The sequence below is a fragment of the Streptomyces sp. NPDC096136 genome (genome assembly GCF_044763325.1).
Taxonomy (GTDB): domain Bacteria; phylum Actinomycetota; class Actinomycetes; order Streptomycetales; family Streptomycetaceae; genus Streptomyces.
In genome coordinates, this window is sequence record NZ_JBIWFZ010000003.1 from 607,750 (window position 1) to 623,669 (window position 15,920).

Sequence of the window (15,920 nt, forward strand, 5' to 3'; positions counted from 1 at the left end):
TAGAGGAGGCACCGGGCTGCGGCCATGGAGGGTTCGGACAGGACCGGACGGCATGCGGAATCAGAGATTCATCCCGGATTCCTCAGGCGGAGTCGAATCCGGGGAGGGCCGCGAGCACCCGGGAGAGGGCCGGCGGCAGTGCCGTCTGGTCGGCCGCCACCTCGGATCCGCCGTGGACGAAGGAGTACGTGAACCCGTCGTAGACCGGCGGATCTGCGGTCGCGGTGCGGGGCAGGTGCGCGAAGTCCGCCTCGCGCAGCGCGGTGCGCAGCTCCTCCAGTTCCCCCGGGGCGAGACGGCCCTTGCGCAGGTCCTCGTCCTGCTCGCCCAGGAGGGTCCAGGAGCCGTCGCCGTTGACGAGCAGGGTGCGGGTCCGGCCCGCGAAACCGCCGCTGCGGGTGACGCGCAGCAGGCTCTCGGTGGACGGGTCGGCGGAGGGCCGCGCGGTGCCGGGGGCGGTCGCCGTCGGGCGGGGGGCGGGCGGGGCCGTGGGCGTGGACCCCGGGGCGGTCGCCGCCGGTGCCGTCGGGGCGGGTGCCGTGGCCCCCGCCGGCGCGGGGCCGCCCGGGGAGCCGTCGTGGCCGCACCCCGCCAGGGACACCGCGGCCAGCAGCACCGCCGCCGCGGCCCCGGCCGCTCGCATCGCTCGCACGCGCCACCTCCAGCGGGTCACCGGTACCGCCCCCGAGTATGGAGGCCCCGAACCGCTACGGAAAGCACCCCGGAGGACGTCATCCACCGCATGGCCCCCTGGCGCTGGTTCCCGCCGCTGCTCGCCGTCCTCCTCCTCGGCCTGTGGGGGCTGGAGCGGGGACCGGGCCCCGGCAGCATGTGGCGCGACGAATCCACCACCTGGCAGGTCGCGCACCGGCCGGCCGGGCAGCTCCCGGACCTGCTCGGGCAGGTCGACGCGGTGCACGGGCTGTACTACGGGGTGATGCACGCCGTGTTCGCGGCGTTCCCCCTCCCGGGGGACGCCGGCGGCCCGGGCCTGTGGGCGCTGCGGCTGCCGTCCGTGGCGGGGACGGCCCTCGCCGCCGGGGGCGTGGCGGCCGCGGCGCACCGGCTGGCGGGGCCGCGGGCCGCGCTGGCGGCCGGCACCGTCTACGTCCTGCTCCCGCCGGTGCAGATGTACGGGCAGGAAGGGCGCTCGTACGCCCTGGTCGCGGCGGCCGTGGCCTGGGCCACGTACCTGATGCTGCGGCGGTGGTGGGCCGCCTACGCGGTGGTGCTGCTGGCCGGCTGCTGGCTGCACGGGTTCGCCGCGCTGGCGCTGCTCGCGCACGGCTGCTGCGCCTGGCGGGCGCGGGGCTGGAGGTGGGCGGCCGGGGCGGTCGCCGCCGGGCTGCTGCCCCTGGCTGTGGTGGGCGCGGGGCAGGCGGGCCGGCAGCTGGGCTGGCTGGGGCGGCCCGGCTGGCAGGACTGGGCGGCGTACGGGGTGCTGGCGGCGGCCGTGCTCCTGCTGGCCCGCGGCCCGGGCGCCGCGCCGCCACTCGTCCGGGTGGCCGTGCCGCTGGCCCTGCTGCCGCCGGGGCTGCTGATGGCGGTCTCGCTGGTGCACCCCTGGTACGTCGACCGGTACGTCCTGTACGCCCTGGTCGGGCTCGCCCTGCTCGCGGGGGCGCGGCCGGCGGGGGTGCGGGCGGCCCGGCTGCGGGGGTGGGCGCCCTGGCCGGCGGCGGCCCTGCTGCTGGTGCCGGCGGCGGTGTGGTCGGCGTGGCTGCGGACCCCCGAGAGCCGCAGGGACGACGTCCTCGCCGTCGCGGCGGTGGTCCGGCAGGAGGGCCGCCCGGGGGACGCGGTGCTGTTCCTGCCCTCGCGGCGGCGGGAGTGGCTGCTGTCCTCGCCGCGGGTGTACGCGGGGCTGCGCGACGTGGCCCTGGCCGTCGCCCCGGCCGCCTCGCACACCCTCCACGGCACGGAGCTCCCCCCGGACCGGATCCGGCGGGCCCTGCTGGACTCCGCCCGGGTGGTGGCCCTGCTGGACCCCGCGGACCAGCCGCTGGACCCGTACCCGGCGGAGGCGGTCAAGCGCGACACCCTGGCCGCCTCGTTCGACCGCTGCTCGGTGACGGAGGTCAGAGGAGCGAGGGTGGCGGTGTACGCCCGGCGCGGCGCGTGCGGCTGAGCCGGGGCGAGAGGGCCCCGCCGGCCGCGCGAGTGCGCCAGGATGGGCGGCAGACCCGTGCCCGACGCCGCCCCGGAGGCCCCGCATGCCCGTACCCCCGATACCCGGACCCCTGGTCACCGCCGACCGGCTCGCCGCACACCTCGGCCGGGTCGTGGTGTTCGACGCCTCCGTCGGGGCGCACCGGGGCGCGCCCGCGAGGATCCCCGGGGCCCGTCCCTTCGACCTGGACGGCGGCCTCTCCGACCACACCGCCCCCGCCCCGCACACCATGCCGGCGGCCGCCGCGTTCGAGGAGGCCCTGCGGGCGCTCGGGGTCGACGACACCGACACCGTGGTCGTGTACGACGCCGCAGGGATCTACTCCAGCGCCCGCGCCTGGTGGATGCTGCGCGCCATGGGCTTCGACCGCGCCGCCGTGCTCGACGGCGGACTGCCGGCCTGGACCGCGGCCGGGCTGCCCGTCGAGGCCGCCCCGGCGGCGTACGACGGCCCGCGCGGCTCCTTCACCGCCCGGCCCCGCCCCGGGCTGCTCGTGGACGCCGACACCGTCGCCGGGGCGCTCGCCGACCCGGACGCCGCCGTGCTCGACGCCCGCACCCGGGAGCGCTTCGCCGGCACCGCCCCCGAGCCCCGGCCGGGGCTGCGCGGCGGCCACATGCCGGGCGCGCTCAACCTGCCGTTCGGCGAACTCCAGGGGCCGCGGGGCCTGATGCGCCCGCCCGGCGAACTCCGTGCGGCCTTCGAGGCGTTGGCGCCGGGACGGGAACGGCTCTACTTCAGCTGCGGCTCCGGCGTCACGGCCTGCGTCCTCGCGCTGGGGGCGACCCTGGCCGGATACGGGCGGACCGCGGTGTACGACGGCTCCTGGAGCGAGTGGGGCACGCCCTCGGACCGGCCGGTGGCGAGCGGGGGCTGAGCGGCGCGTCGCCGCGGGGGCGGTGCGGGGCGAGGCGGGGGTGGGGTTAACTCCACCCCGGTTCGGATGCCTGCACCCGCGAAACCGGGCCGTCCGCTGGGCAGACTCCTGGGCATGGCACCTCACACCACGTCAACCCGCCTCGTCGTCACGGCCCTCGGGGCCGCCCTCCTGCTGTCCGGCTGCGCCCTGACGGGGGTGGGCCCGGCGAAGACCGCCGACGCCGACGCCACCGTCACCGAGGCGGTCACGGCGGTGGAGCTGACGGGCGTCCGCAGCGGTGACGTCGAGGTGGCCCCGGGCTCCGGCCCCGGGGTCGCCGTCCACCGGGTCGTCCACTACCGGGGCGCCGAGGCGCCCGCGCCCGGGCAGCGGGTCTCGGGCGGGGTGCTGACCTTCAGCGACGGCTGCGGGGACGACTGCTGGATCGACTACCGCCTGGAGGTGCCGGCGGCGGCCCGCGTACGGGTCGAGAGCAGCAGCGGCGACATCACGGTCAAGGGCGTCGCCCGGGCCGACCTGACCTCCTCCTCCGGAGACGTCCGCGCCGAGGGGATCACCGGCCCGGTGAAGGTCCGCACCTCCTCCGGGCGGATCACCGCCGCCGGCCTGCAAGGGGCCGAGGCCGAGTTCCGGGCCAGCTCCGGGGACGTCGAGGCCGCCTTCGCCAAGCCCCCCGCCTCGGTGTCCGTCACCACCAGCTCCGGCGACGTCGGCGTGACGGCCCCGCAGGGCCCCTACGCGCTGTCCACCGACACGTCCTCCGGGACCCGCCACCTCTCCCTGGCCGACACCCCCGGCGCGCCGTCGGGCATCAAGGTGCGCACCAGCTCGGGCGACATCCGCGTCGGCGCCTCCTGACCGGCGCCCCCTCCTCGTCGCGGACGGCGTCGACGTCCCCACCCCGATCGGCGGGCGGGCTCGTCGACGGGGCCGGCGCAGCTGTTCGCCCCCGGCGAACGCCAGTTGGGGAACATTGCCGGGCGCAGAAGCATTGAGTCGGCATAGCTCAACTTCACTGCCGGAGGGAAGATCATGGCTTCGACGTCCGCAACGCTCACCCTGCCCGTGCTGCCGCTCGACGACGAGGTCGTGCTGCCCGGGATGGTCGTCCCGCTGGACCTGTCCGATGCCGAGGTGCGCGCGGCCGTCGAGGCCGCGCAGGCCGCGCGGGGCAGCGGGAAGCCCCGGGTGCTGCTCGTGCCACGGGTCGACGGGAAGTACGCCGGGATCGGCGTGCTGGGGACCGTCGAGCAGGTCGGGCGGCTCTCCGACGGCGATCCAGGGGCGCTGATCCGCGGGCGCGGACGCGTCCGGATCGGCGCCGGGACCACCGGGCCCGGAGCGGCGCTCTGGGTCGAGGGGGAGACCGTCGAGGAGAAGGTGCCCGACCCGCTGCCCGGATCGGTCGCCGAGCTCGTCAAGGAGTACAAGGCCCTCGCCACCAGCTGGCTCAAGAAGCGCGGCGCCTGGCAGGTCGTGGACCGGGTGCAGCAGATCGAGGGGGTGTCCGCGCTCGCCGACAACTCCGGGTACTCGCCGTTCCTGACCGTGGCCCAGAAGGTCGAACTGCTGGAGACCGTCGACCCCGTCGCCCGGCTGCGGCTCGCCGTCAAGGCGCTCGGCGACCACCTCGCCGAGCAGGACGTCGCCGAGTCCATCGCCAAGGACGTCCAGGACGGCGTCGAGAAGCAGCAGCGCGAGTTCCTGCTGCGCCGCCAGCTGGAGGCCGTCCGCAAGGAGCTGCGCGAGCTGGGCGGGGAGAAGGAGGGCGAGGAGTCCGACGACTACCGCGCCCGCGTCGAGGCCGCCGACCTGCCCGAGAAGGTGCGCGAGGCCGCCCTCAAGGAGGTCGACAAGCTGGAGCGCTCCAGCGACCAGAGCCCCGAGGGCTCCTGGATCCGCACCTGGCTGGACACCGTCCTGGAGCTGCCCTGGAACGAGCGCAGCGAGGACGGCTACGACATCCGCGGGGCGCGGGCCGTGCTCGACGCCGAGCACGCCGGGCTGGACGACGTCAAGGACCGCATCACCGAGTACCTCGCCGTGCGCAAGCGGCGCGGCGAGCGCGGGATGGGCGTCATCGGCGGGCGGCGCGGCGGCGCCGTGCTCGCGCTGGTCGGGCCCCCCGGAGTCGGCAAGACCTCCCTCGGGGAGAGCGTGGCCCACGCCATGGGCCGCACGTTCGTCCGCGTCGCCCTCGGCGGCGTCCGGGACGAGGCCGAGATCCGCGGCCACCGCCGCACCTACGTCGGAGCCCTGCCGGGCCGGATCGTACGGGCGATCAAGGAGGCCGGGTCCATGAACCCGGTCGTCCTCCTCGACGAGATCGACAAGGTCGGCTCCGACTTCCGCGGCGACCCCGCCGCGGCCCTGCTGGAGGTACTGGACCCGGCGCAGAACCACACCTTCCGCGACCACTACCTGGAGGTCGAGCTCGATCTGAGCGACGTGGTCTTCCTGGCCACCGCGAACGTGCTGGAGGCCATCCCGGAGGCCCTGGCCGACCGCATGGAGCTGGTGCGCCTCGACGGCTACACCGAGGACGAGAAGGTCGTCATCGCCCGCGACCACCTGCTGCCCCGCCAGCTGGAGCGCGCCGGCCTCGCCGCGGACGAGGTGGTCCTGGAGGAGGACGCCCTGCGCAAGCTCGCGGGGGAGTACACCCGCGAGGCGGGCGTGCGCACCCTGGAGCGGTCCATCGCGCGGCTGCTGCGCAAGGTCGCCTCGCAGCACGAGCTGGGCGAGCGGGAGTTCCCGTTCTCCATCGGCGCGGGCGAGCTGCGCGGCCTGATCGGGCGCCCGCACCACGTGCCGGAGTCCGCCCAGGACCCGGCGGAGCGGCGCACGGCGGTCCCGGGCGTGGCCACCGGCCTCGCCGTGACCGGCGCCGGCGGCGACGTGCTCTTCGTCGAGGCCTCCCTGGCCGACCCCGAGACGGGGGCCGCCGGGCTGACCCTGACCGGGCAGCTGGGCGACGTGATGAAGGAGTCGGCGCAGATCGCGCTCAGCTTCCTGCGCTCGCACGGCGCGGAGCTGGAGCTCCCGGTCGCCGACCTGAAGGACCGGGGCGTGCACATCCACTTCCCGGCGGGAGCCGTCCCCAAGGACGGGCCGAGCGCGGGCATCACCATGACCACCGCGTTGGCCTCCCTGCTCTCCGGCCGCCAGGTCCGCACGGACGTGGCCATGACCGGCGAGGTCTCGCTGACCGGGCGGGTGCTGCCCATCGGCGGGGTCAAGCAGAAGCTGCTCGCCGCGCACCGGGCCGGGCTGACCACCGTGATCATCCCGAAGCGCAACGAGGCCGACCTCGACGACGTCCCCAGCGAGGTGCTGGAGCGGCTGGAGGTACACCCGGTGACCGACGTGCGCCAGGTGCTGGAGCTCGCCCTCGCCCCGGCCGTCGTGTCCTTCACCAAGGCCGCCTGACCGGCGGCGCGGCGTCACCGCGGGCCCGGGACCCCGCTCCCCCCGGACTCCGTCCGGGGGGACCCCAGGCGGGGCCCCGGGCCCGCGGCGCACCACCTGCGAAATACTGGACCCGTACAGGGGTGCCGGGTTCGCACCCCCATCACCGATGGGAGCGGCACGTGCACGGCAGTGAAGACCAGGAGTTCCTCGCTCTGGAGCGGGAGCTGTCCGTCTTCCTTCGGCGCGCCCGCGCCTCCTCGGGCGAGATGGCACGCGCCCTGCACCCGGAGCTGGAGCCCGCCGCGTACGGGCTGCTCGTCCGGCTGGAGGCCGCCGGCCGCCAGCGGGCCACCGAGCTGGCCGCCTACTTCGGCGTCGGCAAGGCCACCATGAGCCGGCAGCTGCGCGCCCTGGAGCTCCTGGGCCTGGTCGCCCGCGAGCCGGACCCCGCCGACGGCCGCGCCTTCCTGGTCGGCCTCACCGACGAGGGCCGGGAGCGGTTCCTGCGCGTACGGGGGGCCCGGCGCGAGCAGTACATGCGCAAGCTGGCCGACTGGGACCGCGGCGAGGTCGCCGAGCTGGCCCGGCTGCTGAACCAGCTGAACTCCGGCGAGGAGTAGCACCCGGGAACTCCGGCGAGGAGCAGCACCCGGCCGGAGCGCCGCCTCACAGCTCCGCGTAGACCGCCGAGGCGTCGTCGTGCCGCTTGTGGCGGGCCGGCGGCCGCAGCGGATCGGACTCGATGGCCCGGACCCGCCCGATCAGCCCCCGCGCCCCCTCCTCGCGCAGCACGTCCAGACAGGCCGCCCAGTCGCCCTCCCCGAACGTGTCCGTCCACCGGCTCGCCCCGTCCGTCAGCGCGGCCAGCGCCCCCACCCGGTCGCGCGGGGTGCGCCCGGTGACCGCCCGCGCCGCCACCGACGGGTCCGCGGCGGCCGTGAAGAACCCGCCCTCGGCGTTGCGCAGCGCGTCCGTCGCCGCCACCGAGCCGCGCACCCCCTGCGGGATCCGGTCCAGCCGGTCGTCGAGCACCGCGGTGACCCCGCCGCCCGGCGCCCGCAGCAGGAGCACGGAGTCCGACAGCACGAGGTGTTCCACGCAGGCCGCGTCCCAGCGCGCCATCACCACCGTCGCCTGCGGGGTGCGGACGTGAGAAAGGTCACAGGTGTCGCGGTGCGTGTCGGCCGTGTCCTCGATGGCCCGCGCCAGGATCCGGTCGAGTGGCATGTCCCGCCGCGATCCGGACAGTTCGGTCAATCGGCCGCCCAGCCGGGTGGTGAACCAGGGCACTCCGTGCGCGCACCCGTCGTCCCCGCGCGGCGGAGTGACCCCGTCCAGGACGACCACAACACCCCCTCCCGCCGCAGGTGTCGACGCCGACACCCAGTCCTCGTTGGGGCGTTCCGCACTTCCGGGGGCCGAGGCGAGGTCGATGCGCATGGGGACATTCTGCCCACCGGGGCCCTTTGGCGCCGGGAAGGTACGTACCAATACCGGAACCGGTACTGCCGGTAAGTGTGGGCGGGCATATTGCCAAAGCCCGCCCCGACCTTCAACCACCCGTCCAAGGAGGGCCCCTGGCACGCCGTGCCCGAGTTGGTCGGCCACTCCTCCGTGATGTTCACTCCTTCGAGTGGCCGGGTGGGCGATGTGCGGCTCTCCTCCCAACACACTGCGAAGGTCTGAGGCGGTACGAGGGGGCAGGGGGCGTTTACTTGTTGACCGGCCGTTACCTCGGCCACACGAGTAGACGAGCACGACCTCACGTACAGGATTGCGAGCACCGGTGCAGAAGAAGCGGTCTCGGAAGAACGGCACCGCCAGCGCCGACGGACCCGCCAACGCAGGACGACGCGTACGCGTCCGCAGCAGGCTGGTCGTCGGAGTAGCAGTCGCCGGACTCACCGTCCTCGCGGCCGGCACCCCCGCCGTCGTCTCCGCCACCAGGGAACTGGACGACTCCCAGCGACTCGTCACCCTCGCCGAGCAGACACAGCACGCCCTCACCCTCGTCCACCTCCTGGGCGACGAGCGCGACGCCGTCGTCGAGTACGTGGCCAAGGGCCGCCCCGGCAACGCCAAGGCCCCCGTCGACGAGCGCACCGCGCGCACCGACCGGCAGCTCGCCGAACTCCGCCCGGAGGCCGACGAGGACCTCGCCCGCGCCCTCGGCCACATCAAGGCCGCCCGCGCCGAGGCCGTCGACGGCAAGGGCACCGCCGTGGCCGCCCAGCAGGCCTACGCCGGCGTCCTCACCGAACTCCTCGCGCCCGGCGACCGGCTCGCCGAGCTCACCCCGCCCCGCGCCGACGCCGCCCTCGCCTTCACCCGCCCCATGGCCCCGCTGAGCCAGGCCGTGGACCAGGCCTCCGCCACCCGCGGGCTGCTGCTCGCCGCGCTGGCCGTCCCCCGCGCCGAACAGGCCCCGGGCAACGCCGTCGCCGACGAGCTCAGCGCCGCCGCGCAGCGCTCCCGCGTACGCGAGCAGGCCGCCCTCGACGACTTCACGCGCGCCGCGCGCCCCGACGTCCGCCAGACCCTCGCCGCCACCGTCACCGGCCCCGAGGTCAAGAGCGCCGAGGACCAGCTCAAGCGGCTCACCGAGCGGCCCACGCTGACCCCCGCCGAACGCAAGGCCACCGACCCGGCCGCCCTCGCCGCCGCGCTGACCGCCCGCCTCGACCGCATGCGCTCCGTCGAGGCCACCCTCGCCGGGCAGCGGGCCACCGCCCTCGCCACCCTGCGCGACGACGACGTGACCCGCCTGGAGCTGATGGTCGCCGGACTCGGCGTCCTCTTCCTGTTCGTCGTCGGCTTCTCCACCGCCGTCGCCCGCTCCCTGACCCGGCCCCTGTCCGTACTGCGCCGCGGCGCCGAACGGCTGGCGACCCCCGAGGGCGCCCAGGAGCCGGTGCGCTTCACCGGCCGCAACGACGAGTTCGCCGAGGTCGTCCGCCACCTCAACGCGGTCCGCGAGCAGACCGTCGCCCTCCACACCAAGGTCGCCGGACTCGACGCCGACCGGCGCCGGCTCATCGGCCGCAACGAGGCCCTCACCTCCGGCCGCGAGGCCCTCAAGACGGAGACCGCCGCCGGCCGCAAGGCCCTGGAGAAGGAACTGGCGGAACTGCGCGCGGGGCTGGAGGAGCACCGTCGCGTCATGTCGACCACCTCGGTCTCCCTCTCGCTGCGCACCCTCGGCCTCGTCGAGCGCCAGCTCGCGGTCATCGAGGAGCTGGAGTCCAAGGAAGGCGACCCGGACCGGCTCGCCACCCTCTTCAAGCTGGACCACCTCGCCACGGTCATGCGCCGCCACAACGAGAACCTGCTGGTCCTCGCCGGCCAGGAACACGGCCACGGGCAGAACCTGCCGGTGCCGCTGGTCGACGTCATGCGCGCCGCCGTCAGCGAGATCGAGCGCTACGAGCGCGTCGACCTGACCACCCTGCCCTCCTACACGCAGATCGCCGGGCACGCCGCCGACGACATCTCGCACGTCGTCGCCGAGCTCCTGGAGAACGCCACCACCTTCTCCCCGCCGGACGCCAAGGTGAAGGTCTCCGGCCGGATCACCGACGCCGGCGACGTGGTGCTGTCCGTCGTCGACGAGGGCATCGGCGTCACCGGGGACCGGCTCGCCTCCCTGAACTCCCGCCTCGCCTCCCCCGAGGCCTACGACGACGAGCCCGAGGCCGAGCACGGCCTGGGCCTCGGCCTGTACGTCGCCGGACGCCTCGCGGCGCGCCACGGCGTCACCGCCGAGCTGCGCACCGCCGCCCACGGCGGCACCGAGGCCGTCGTCGTCATCCCCGGCTCGCTGCTGCCGGACGCCCCGCCGGCCACCCCGGTCCACAGCCTGGGCTCCTCCGGCGTGCCCGCGCTCCAGCTGCCCGGCGTGATCGCCGAGGCCAACGAGCACACCCTCCCGCCCCGGCTGCGCCCGGCCACGGCCGACGCACCGGCCCCCGAGGAGACCGCCAAGGTGGTCCCCCTGGCCGAGGCCTTCGAGCCGGAGCCCGCGGGGGACGTTGCCGCCGATGCCGATGCCGATGCCGACGCCGCTGAGGCCGGTGCTGCCGGGTCCGACGCCGCTACGTCCGGGGCTGCCGGGGCCGTTGAGGCCGAGGCCGGCGCTGTTGAGTCCGGTGCTGTCGTGGCCGAGGGCGCCGGGTCCGACGCCGCGTCTGCGGGGGCCGCGGCCGACGCCGCCGAGCCGGGGCCCGCCGGGGACGTTGCCGTCGAGGGCGACGCCGTTGAGGCTGAGGGCGCTGAGTCCGCCGCCGCCGCGTCCGACGCCGTTGAGGCGGGCGCTGCCGGGGCCGCCGCCGAGGTCGACGCGATTGCATCCGGCGCTGCCGGGGCTGAGGGTGCCGGGCCCGACGCCGCCACGTCCGGGGCTGCCGCTGCCGACGCCGCCGAGCCGGGCACCGCCGAGGACGCTGCCGCCGAGGCCGACGACGTTGAGGACGGGACCGCTGCGTTCGATGCCGCCGGGTCCGAGAGCGCTGCGTCCGACGCCGCCGAGCCGGAGACCGCCGGGTCCGACGACGTCGAGGCCGACTCCGCCGGGTCCGGGGCCGTCGGCTTCGACTCCAATGACGATGACGACGCCGACTCCGACGACACCGGATCCTTCGCCGCCGCGGACCTCGTGGCCGAGGCCTTCGGGGAGAGTGCCTTCACGAAGAAGGCCGCCGTCGCCGACCGGGACGCGGACGCCGCACCGCACCCGGCCGACCCGGAGGCCGCGGACGCCGTCGCCGCGGACCGGCCCGCCCGCAACGCCCCGTCGGCCGCCGCCTTCGAGGACGCGCAGCTGCCCCCGGCCGACCAGGTCTTCACGGCCGGCGCCGGCGCCTCCGCGGCGGGCGACCCCGCCGGGGGGCCGGGCACCGCGCCCGGAGGCCCCGTACGCAAGGCGAGACTGCCGCGCCGCACACCGGCGGCCGACCCCGACCAGGGCGGGCACCGGCGGGCGCCCGACGCCGGGGACGGCTTCGTCCCCCGCCAGGGCAGCCACCCCGAGCCCGTCACCGAGGCCGTCACCGCGAAGGGCCTCCCCAAGCGCACCCCGCGCGCCGTGGCCGCCCCCGGCGGCGGCGCCGGACGTCCCGCCGCGGCCCGCCCCGAGCCGCGCCGGGTCGACGCCGAGGAACTGCGTCGCCGTCTCGGCGGGTTCTACCAGGGCGCCCAGGACGGGCGCCGGGTCGTCGCCGCCGAACTCGCGCAGGACCAGCGGCAGACCCCGGGGGGTCCGGGGGCCCAGGAGGCCCACGGACACGGACACACCGACCAGGGGGACACGGCACAGGAGGCACGCACATGACCGCGCCCAGTACGTACGGACTGAGCAGCCAGGCCCGCAACCTGCAGTGGCTGCTGACCGACCTGGTGGAGGAGGTGCCCGGGGTCAACTCCGTGGCCGTGGTCTCCTCGGACGGTCTGCTGCTGCTCTCCTCCGAGGCGGCGCCGGAGTCGGGCAAGGGCGACCGGCCCAAGGGCCCCCGCGGGGCCTCGGCCGACCTCGCCACCATCGTGTCCGGGCTCGGCAGCCTCACCACCGGCGCCGCCTCCCTGATGGAGTTCGGCGCGGTCAAGCAGACGATGGTGGCGATGGAGAACGGCTCCGTCTTCGTCATGTCGATCAGTGACGGCTCCCTGCTGGGCGTGCACGCCACGCCCGACTGCGACATGGGCGTCGTCGCCTACCACATGGCCCTGTTCGTCGGCCGTGCCGGCCACGTCCTGACCCCCGAAGTCCGCAGCGAGCTGCGCCAGTCGATGGAGAACACCCCGTGAGGAGTCCGGCCTCCGACCGGCTGCCGATACGCGGAGCCGACCGCCGCCCCGCCCGCGTCCGCCCGTACTCCCTCACGGGCGGCCGCACCCGCTTCACGCAGGTCCTGCTGGTGGAGACCTTCGTCGCCACCCTGGACGCCGGTCCGGCCAAGACGCCCGACCGGATGCCCGAGATGCGGGCCATCGTCGAGGTGTGCCGGCGAATGCGGACCATCGCCGAGATATCCGCACTGCTGAAGCTGCCGCTCGGCGTGGTCCGGGTCCTCGTCAGCGACCTCGCCGACCAGGGCCGGATCCGCGTCTACGGCACCGGGCACGGCACCGGCCGCCCCGACCGCGCGCTGCTGGAAAGGGTGCTCGATGGCCTTCGCCGTCTCTGAAGCCGTCACCGCTCAGGACCCCGCGCTCCTGCTGGACGACGAACCCGTCCAGCCGTGGCAGTACGACCGCTCGCGCGCGCCCGTCGCCGTCAAGGTGCTGGTCGCGGGCGGCTTCGGCGTCGGCAAGACCACCTTCGTGTCCTCCGTCTCCGAGATCACCCCGCTGCGCACCGAGGCGGTGATGACCCAGGCCAGCGTCCCCACCGACGACCTGACCGGGACCCCGGACAAGAACACGACCACCGTCGCGATGGACTTCGGCCGCATCACCCTCGCCGACGACCTCGTCCTCTACGTCTACGGGACCCCGGGCCAGGAGCGGTTCTGGTTCATGTGGGACGACCTGGTGCGCGGCGCCATCGGCGGCCTGGTGCTCGCCGACACGCGCCGGCTGCGGGACTGCTTCCCCGCCCTCGACTACTTCGAGAGCTGCGGGCTGCCGTACGCCGTCGCCGTCAACCACTTCGAGGGATCGAAGGAGTACGAGCCCGAGGACGTGCGGGAGGCGCTCACCATCCCGCCGGACGTACCCGTCGTGATCATGGACGCGCGGCGCCGGGAGACGGTCGTCGAGTCCCTGCTCACCCTGGTGGGCCACGCGCTGGACGCCGCGCCCGCATGACCGTGTAGTGCCCGTACCGCCCAGATTGAGAACGTGAGATGCGCAGGATACTTGTCGTGGGGGCCGGGCAGTCCGGCCTCCAGCTCGCCCTCGGCCTCCAGGCGAAGGGCTACGAGGTCACCCTCATGTCCAACCGGACGGCGGAGGAGATCCGCACCGGGCGGGTCATGTCCACGCAGTGCATGTTCGACTCCGCGCTCCGGCACGAGCGCGACCTCCAGCTGAACTTCTGGGAGCGCCAGGCCCCCCGGATCCAGGGCCTCGGCGTCTCCGTCGCCGCCCCCGACGGCGGCCGCGCCGTCGACTGGCTCGGGCACCTCAAGGGCTTTGCGCAGTCCGTGGACCAGCGCGTGAAGATGGCCGGCTGGCTCGACGTGTTCGTGCAGCGCGGCGGCCAGCTCGTCATCCACGGCGCGTCCGTCGCCGACCTGGACTACTTCTCGCGCGCCTACGAGCTGGTGCTCGTCGCCGCCGGCAAGGGCGAGCTCGTCTCCATGTTCGGCCGGGACGCCGCACGCTCCCCGTACGACAGCCCGCAGCGCGCGCTGGCCGTCGCCTACGTGCACGGGCTCGGGCCGCGCCCCGAGCACCCGGACACCGACGCCGTGCGCTGCAACCTCGTCCCGGGCGTCGGCGAACTGTTCGTCATGCCGACGCTGACGACGTCGGGGCGGGCCGACATCCTGTTCTGGGAGGGCCTCCCGGGCGGCCCGCTGGACGTCTTCCGGGGGGTGAACGACCCGGGCGAGCACCTGGCGCTGACGCTGGAGCTCATGGAGAAGTACGTGCCGTGGGAGTACTCCCGCGCCACGAAGGTCGAGCTGACGGACGCGGGCGGCACCCTGGCCGGCCGCTACGCGCCGGTGGTGCGCAAGCCGATCGGGCGGCTGCCGGGCGGCGGCCTGGTGCTGGGCGTGGCGGACGTGGTCGTCGCCAACGACCCGATCACCGGCCAGGGGGCGAACGCCGCCGCCAAGTGCGCGGCCTCGTACCTGTCCTCGATCCTCATGCACGGCGACAAGCCGTTCGACGAGGCCTGGATGAAGGCGACCTTCGACAAGTACTGGTTCACCACGGGCAAGCCCGTCACCCAGTGGAGCAACGCCATGCTGGGCGCCCCGCCGGAGCACGTCCTCAACCTGATCGGGGCGGCCGGGCAGCACCAGCGGGTGGCGGATCGATTCGCCAACGGCTTCGACAACCCGGCCGACTTCGACGCGTACTTCTACGACCCCGAGGACGCGGAGGACTACCTCGCCGAGGTCGCGGAGGCGGCCGGCTCCGCCTCCGCGTCGTAGCCCCGGTCGTCCGCCGCGCCGACCGCCGCCGCACCCTCGGGCAGCGCCGGCGGGGTGAAGCGGGCGAGGGGGGTACCGTCCGGGTCGGGGCGGACCGCGCCCAGGAGCGGGTTCGCCGCGATCGGGGAGACCTTGACCCTGGCTCCCGGGCGGGGGGCCTGGATCACCTTGCCGTCGCCGATGTACAGGGCCACGTGCGTGGCCTTGGGGAAGTAGACCACCAGGTCCCCCGGACGCAGCTGGTCCAGCGGCACCCGGTGCAGCTGCGCCCACTGCTCCTGGCTGGTGCGCGGGATGGACCGCCCGGCGTGCTGCCAGGCCTGCGAGGTCAGCCCGGAGCAGTCGAACGAGGCCGGGCCCTCGGCGCCCCACACGTACGGCTTGCCGATCTGGGCGGTGGCGTAGCGCAGCGCGGCGTCGCCCGCGGCGGTGGGCGGGGTCGTACGGGCCGGCAGCCGGCCCGAGTCCAGCAGGGAGCGCTGAGCCCCGGCGGTGACGGCCGCCTCCCGCGCGCCGAGCCCGGCGAGCTCGGCGGGGGTCAGCGCGGCGAGCAGCCGCTCGACCTCCTTGAGCCGGCCGGTGACGTCCCGCCGGGCCTCCTTCTGCTGCGCCGCGAGGGCCTGCTGGGCGTCGAGGGCCTTGCGCGCGGCGTCGGCGAGCGCACCCGCCTGCTTCCGGTCCCGCTCCAGCCGCGCCACGACCCCGGCCCGACGGGCCCCCTCACGGGCGGCGAGGCGGCGCTGGTCGAGGGCCTGGCCGGGATCGCCGGAGAGCAGCATCCGCAGGTAGGGGGAGAGACCGCCGCCCTGGGCCCCCTGGTACTGCTCCCGGGCGAGCCGCCCGGCGGTGGCCCGCTCGGAGTCGAGGGCCGAACGCGCCCGGCCCAGGTCGGAGCTGAGCCGCCGTTCCTCCGCCTGCCGGGCCTTGAGGGCGACTTCGGCGGCGTTGTAGGTCTCGGCGGCCTCCTCGGCCTTCTGGTACAGCCCCTGGAGCCGCGTGAGCAACTCCCCGACGGGCTCGGCCCGGGCGGCGGGCGGCGGCCCGGCGGCGACGAGGACGCCGGCGAGGGCGGCGGCGAGACAGCCGGTACTCAACAGTCGTTTTGTCATGTAATCACCTCCGCGGCCTGATGCTGCCACGGCGAACCCCGCTGACCCCGAACCACCCCCGGCGGGGGCGACGGGGTCACCCGGACGGGGGCGGGGGCGGGGTGGGGTGGCTTCGTGGGGCGGGTGGGGGCGGTGCGGTGCGGTGCCGTGACAGTCGGGCGGGGTCGGTGGGGGCGGGGTCCCGGCTGGGCGGTCTCAGAGAGGGTTGGGGGGTTCCCGCCAGTCTCATCGTCCTTCCGCGTCGTGACGGC

General features: G+C 75.5%; 13 protein-coding genes. 10 read left to right on the plus strand and 3 right to left on the minus strand.

The genetic code is table 11. From position 1 onward, the window contains the following. Positions 1 to 82 precede the first annotated feature (82 nt). Positions 83 to 652 (minus strand): hypothetical protein, encoded by a 570-nt coding sequence (locus ACIRBY_RS09115; RefSeq protein WP_403898154.1) that lies wholly within the window; start codon positions 650 to 652, stop codon positions 83 to 85. A 90-nt stretch (positions 653 to 742) separates the two neighbouring features. Here ACIRBY_RS09115 and ACIRBY_RS09120 point away from each other — a divergent pair, with 90 nt between their 5' ends. From ACIRBY_RS09120 to ACIRBY_RS09140, 5 genes are all read left to right on the plus strand, one after another. Then, a complete protein-coding gene (locus ACIRBY_RS09120; RefSeq protein WP_403898157.1) occupies positions 743 to 2,128 on the plus strand; it encodes a hypothetical protein in 1,386 nt (461 codons plus the stop codon). Between the two features lie 85 nt (positions 2,129 to 2,213). Then, positions 2,214 to 3,047: a sulfurtransferase gene (locus tag ACIRBY_RS09125; protein WP_403898160.1), complete on the plus strand. Its 834-nt coding sequence runs from the start codon at positions 2,214 to 2,216 to the stop codon at positions 3,045 to 3,047. Between the two features lie 114 nt (positions 3,048 to 3,161). Continuing rightward, positions 3,162 to 3,908, plus strand: coding sequence for a DUF4097 family beta strand repeat-containing protein (locus ACIRBY_RS09130; protein ID WP_403898163.1), 747 nt, complete (start codon positions 3,162 to 3,164; stop codon positions 3,906 to 3,908). A gap of 174 nt (positions 3,909 to 4,082) precedes the next feature. Further along, positions 4,083 to 6,479, plus strand: coding sequence for an endopeptidase La (gene lon, locus ACIRBY_RS09135; RefSeq protein ID WP_403898166.1), 2,397 nt, complete (start codon positions 4,083 to 4,085; stop codon positions 6,477 to 6,479). A gap of 161 nt (positions 6,480 to 6,640) precedes the next feature. Then, positions 6,641 to 7,081, plus strand: a complete 441-nt coding sequence (locus tag ACIRBY_RS09140; protein WP_042818349.1) for a MarR family winged helix-turn-helix transcriptional regulator — start codon at positions 6,641 to 6,643, stop codon at positions 7,079 to 7,081. A 46-nt stretch (positions 7,082 to 7,127) separates the two neighbouring features. Here the strand turns inward: ACIRBY_RS09140 and ACIRBY_RS09145 are convergent, their stop codons facing one another. Continuing rightward, complete coding sequence (locus ACIRBY_RS09145; RefSeq protein WP_403898170.1) at positions 7,128 to 7,901, minus strand: hypothetical protein; 774 nt, start codon at positions 7,899 to 7,901, stop codon at positions 7,128 to 7,130. Positions 7,902 to 8,247: 346 nt separating this feature from the next. On the opposite strand from ACIRBY_RS09145, the gene ACIRBY_RS09150 reads away from it, so the two are divergent. From ACIRBY_RS09150 to ACIRBY_RS09170, 5 genes are read left to right on the plus strand one after another with little or no spacing between them, the layout of a single operon-like run. Continuing rightward, a complete protein-coding gene (locus tag ACIRBY_RS09150) occupies positions 8,248 to 11,787 on the plus strand; it encodes a nitrate- and nitrite sensing domain-containing protein (protein ID WP_403898173.1) in 3,540 nt (1,179 codons plus the stop codon). Next, positions 11,784 to 12,260, plus strand: a complete 477-nt coding sequence (locus ACIRBY_RS09155; protein ID WP_403898176.1) for a roadblock/LC7 domain-containing protein — start codon at positions 11,784 to 11,786, stop codon at positions 12,258 to 12,260. The genes ACIRBY_RS09150 and ACIRBY_RS09155 overlap by 4 nt, the downstream gene beginning before the upstream one ends. Beyond that, a complete protein-coding gene (locus tag ACIRBY_RS09160) occupies positions 12,257 to 12,640 on the plus strand; it encodes a DUF742 domain-containing protein (protein ID WP_079429754.1) in 384 nt (127 codons plus the stop codon). The genes ACIRBY_RS09155 and ACIRBY_RS09160 overlap by 4 nt, the downstream gene beginning before the upstream one ends. After that, complete coding sequence (locus ACIRBY_RS09165; RefSeq protein ID WP_403898179.1) at positions 12,621 to 13,262, plus strand: GTP-binding protein; 642 nt, start codon at positions 12,621 to 12,623, stop codon at positions 13,260 to 13,262. The genes ACIRBY_RS09160 and ACIRBY_RS09165 overlap by 20 nt, the downstream gene beginning before the upstream one ends. A gap of 38 nt (positions 13,263 to 13,300) precedes the next feature. Further along, a complete protein-coding gene (locus tag ACIRBY_RS09170; RefSeq protein ID WP_403898182.1) occupies positions 13,301 to 14,560 on the plus strand; it encodes a styrene monooxygenase/indole monooxygenase family protein in 1,260 nt (419 codons plus the stop codon). Here the strand turns inward: ACIRBY_RS09170 and ACIRBY_RS09175 are convergent. Beyond that, positions 14,512 to 15,669 carry an NlpC/P60 family protein gene (locus tag ACIRBY_RS09175; RefSeq protein WP_403898185.1) on the minus strand — a complete coding sequence of 386 codons (1,158 nt, stop codon included), beginning with the start codon at positions 15,667 to 15,669 and terminating at the stop codon, positions 14,512 to 14,514. The two genes, ACIRBY_RS09170 and ACIRBY_RS09175, sit on opposite strands and share 49 nt — an antisense overlap. Positions 15,670 to 15,920: the final 251 nt, after the last annotated feature.

Excerpts from the sequence above, each read along its gene's own strand:
- ACIRBY_RS09130 (WP_403898163.1), top strand. The coding sequence starts at position 3,162 with ATGGCACCTCACACCACGTCAACCCGCCTCGTCGTCACGGCCCTCGGG.
- ACIRBY_RS09125 (WP_403898160.1), top strand. The coding sequence starts at position 2,214 with ATGCCCGTACCCCCGATACCCGGACCCCTGGTCACCGCCGACCGGCTC.
- ACIRBY_RS09170 (WP_403898182.1), top strand. The coding sequence starts at position 13,301 with ATGCGCAGGATACTTGTCGTGGGGGCCGGGCAGTCCGGCCTCCAGCTC.
- ACIRBY_RS09145 (WP_403898170.1), bottom strand. The coding sequence starts at position 7,901 with ATGCGCATCGACCTCGCCTCGGCCCCCGGAAGTGCGGAACGCCCCAAC.
- ACIRBY_RS09175 (WP_403898185.1), bottom strand. The coding sequence starts at position 15,669 with ATGACAAAACGACTGTTGAGTACCGGCTGTCTCGCCGCCGCCCTCGCC.
- ACIRBY_RS09165 (WP_403898179.1), top strand. The coding sequence starts at position 12,621 with ATGGCCTTCGCCGTCTCTGAAGCCGTCACCGCTCAGGACCCCGCGCTC.
- lon (WP_403898166.1), top strand. The coding sequence starts at position 4,083 with ATGGCTTCGACGTCCGCAACGCTCACCCTGCCCGTGCTGCCGCTCGAC.
- ACIRBY_RS09120 (WP_403898157.1), top strand. The coding sequence starts at position 743 with ATGGCCCCCTGGCGCTGGTTCCCGCCGCTGCTCGCCGTCCTCCTCCTC.
- ACIRBY_RS09155 (WP_403898176.1), top strand. The coding sequence starts at position 11,784 with ATGACCGCGCCCAGTACGTACGGACTGAGCAGCCAGGCCCGCAACCTG.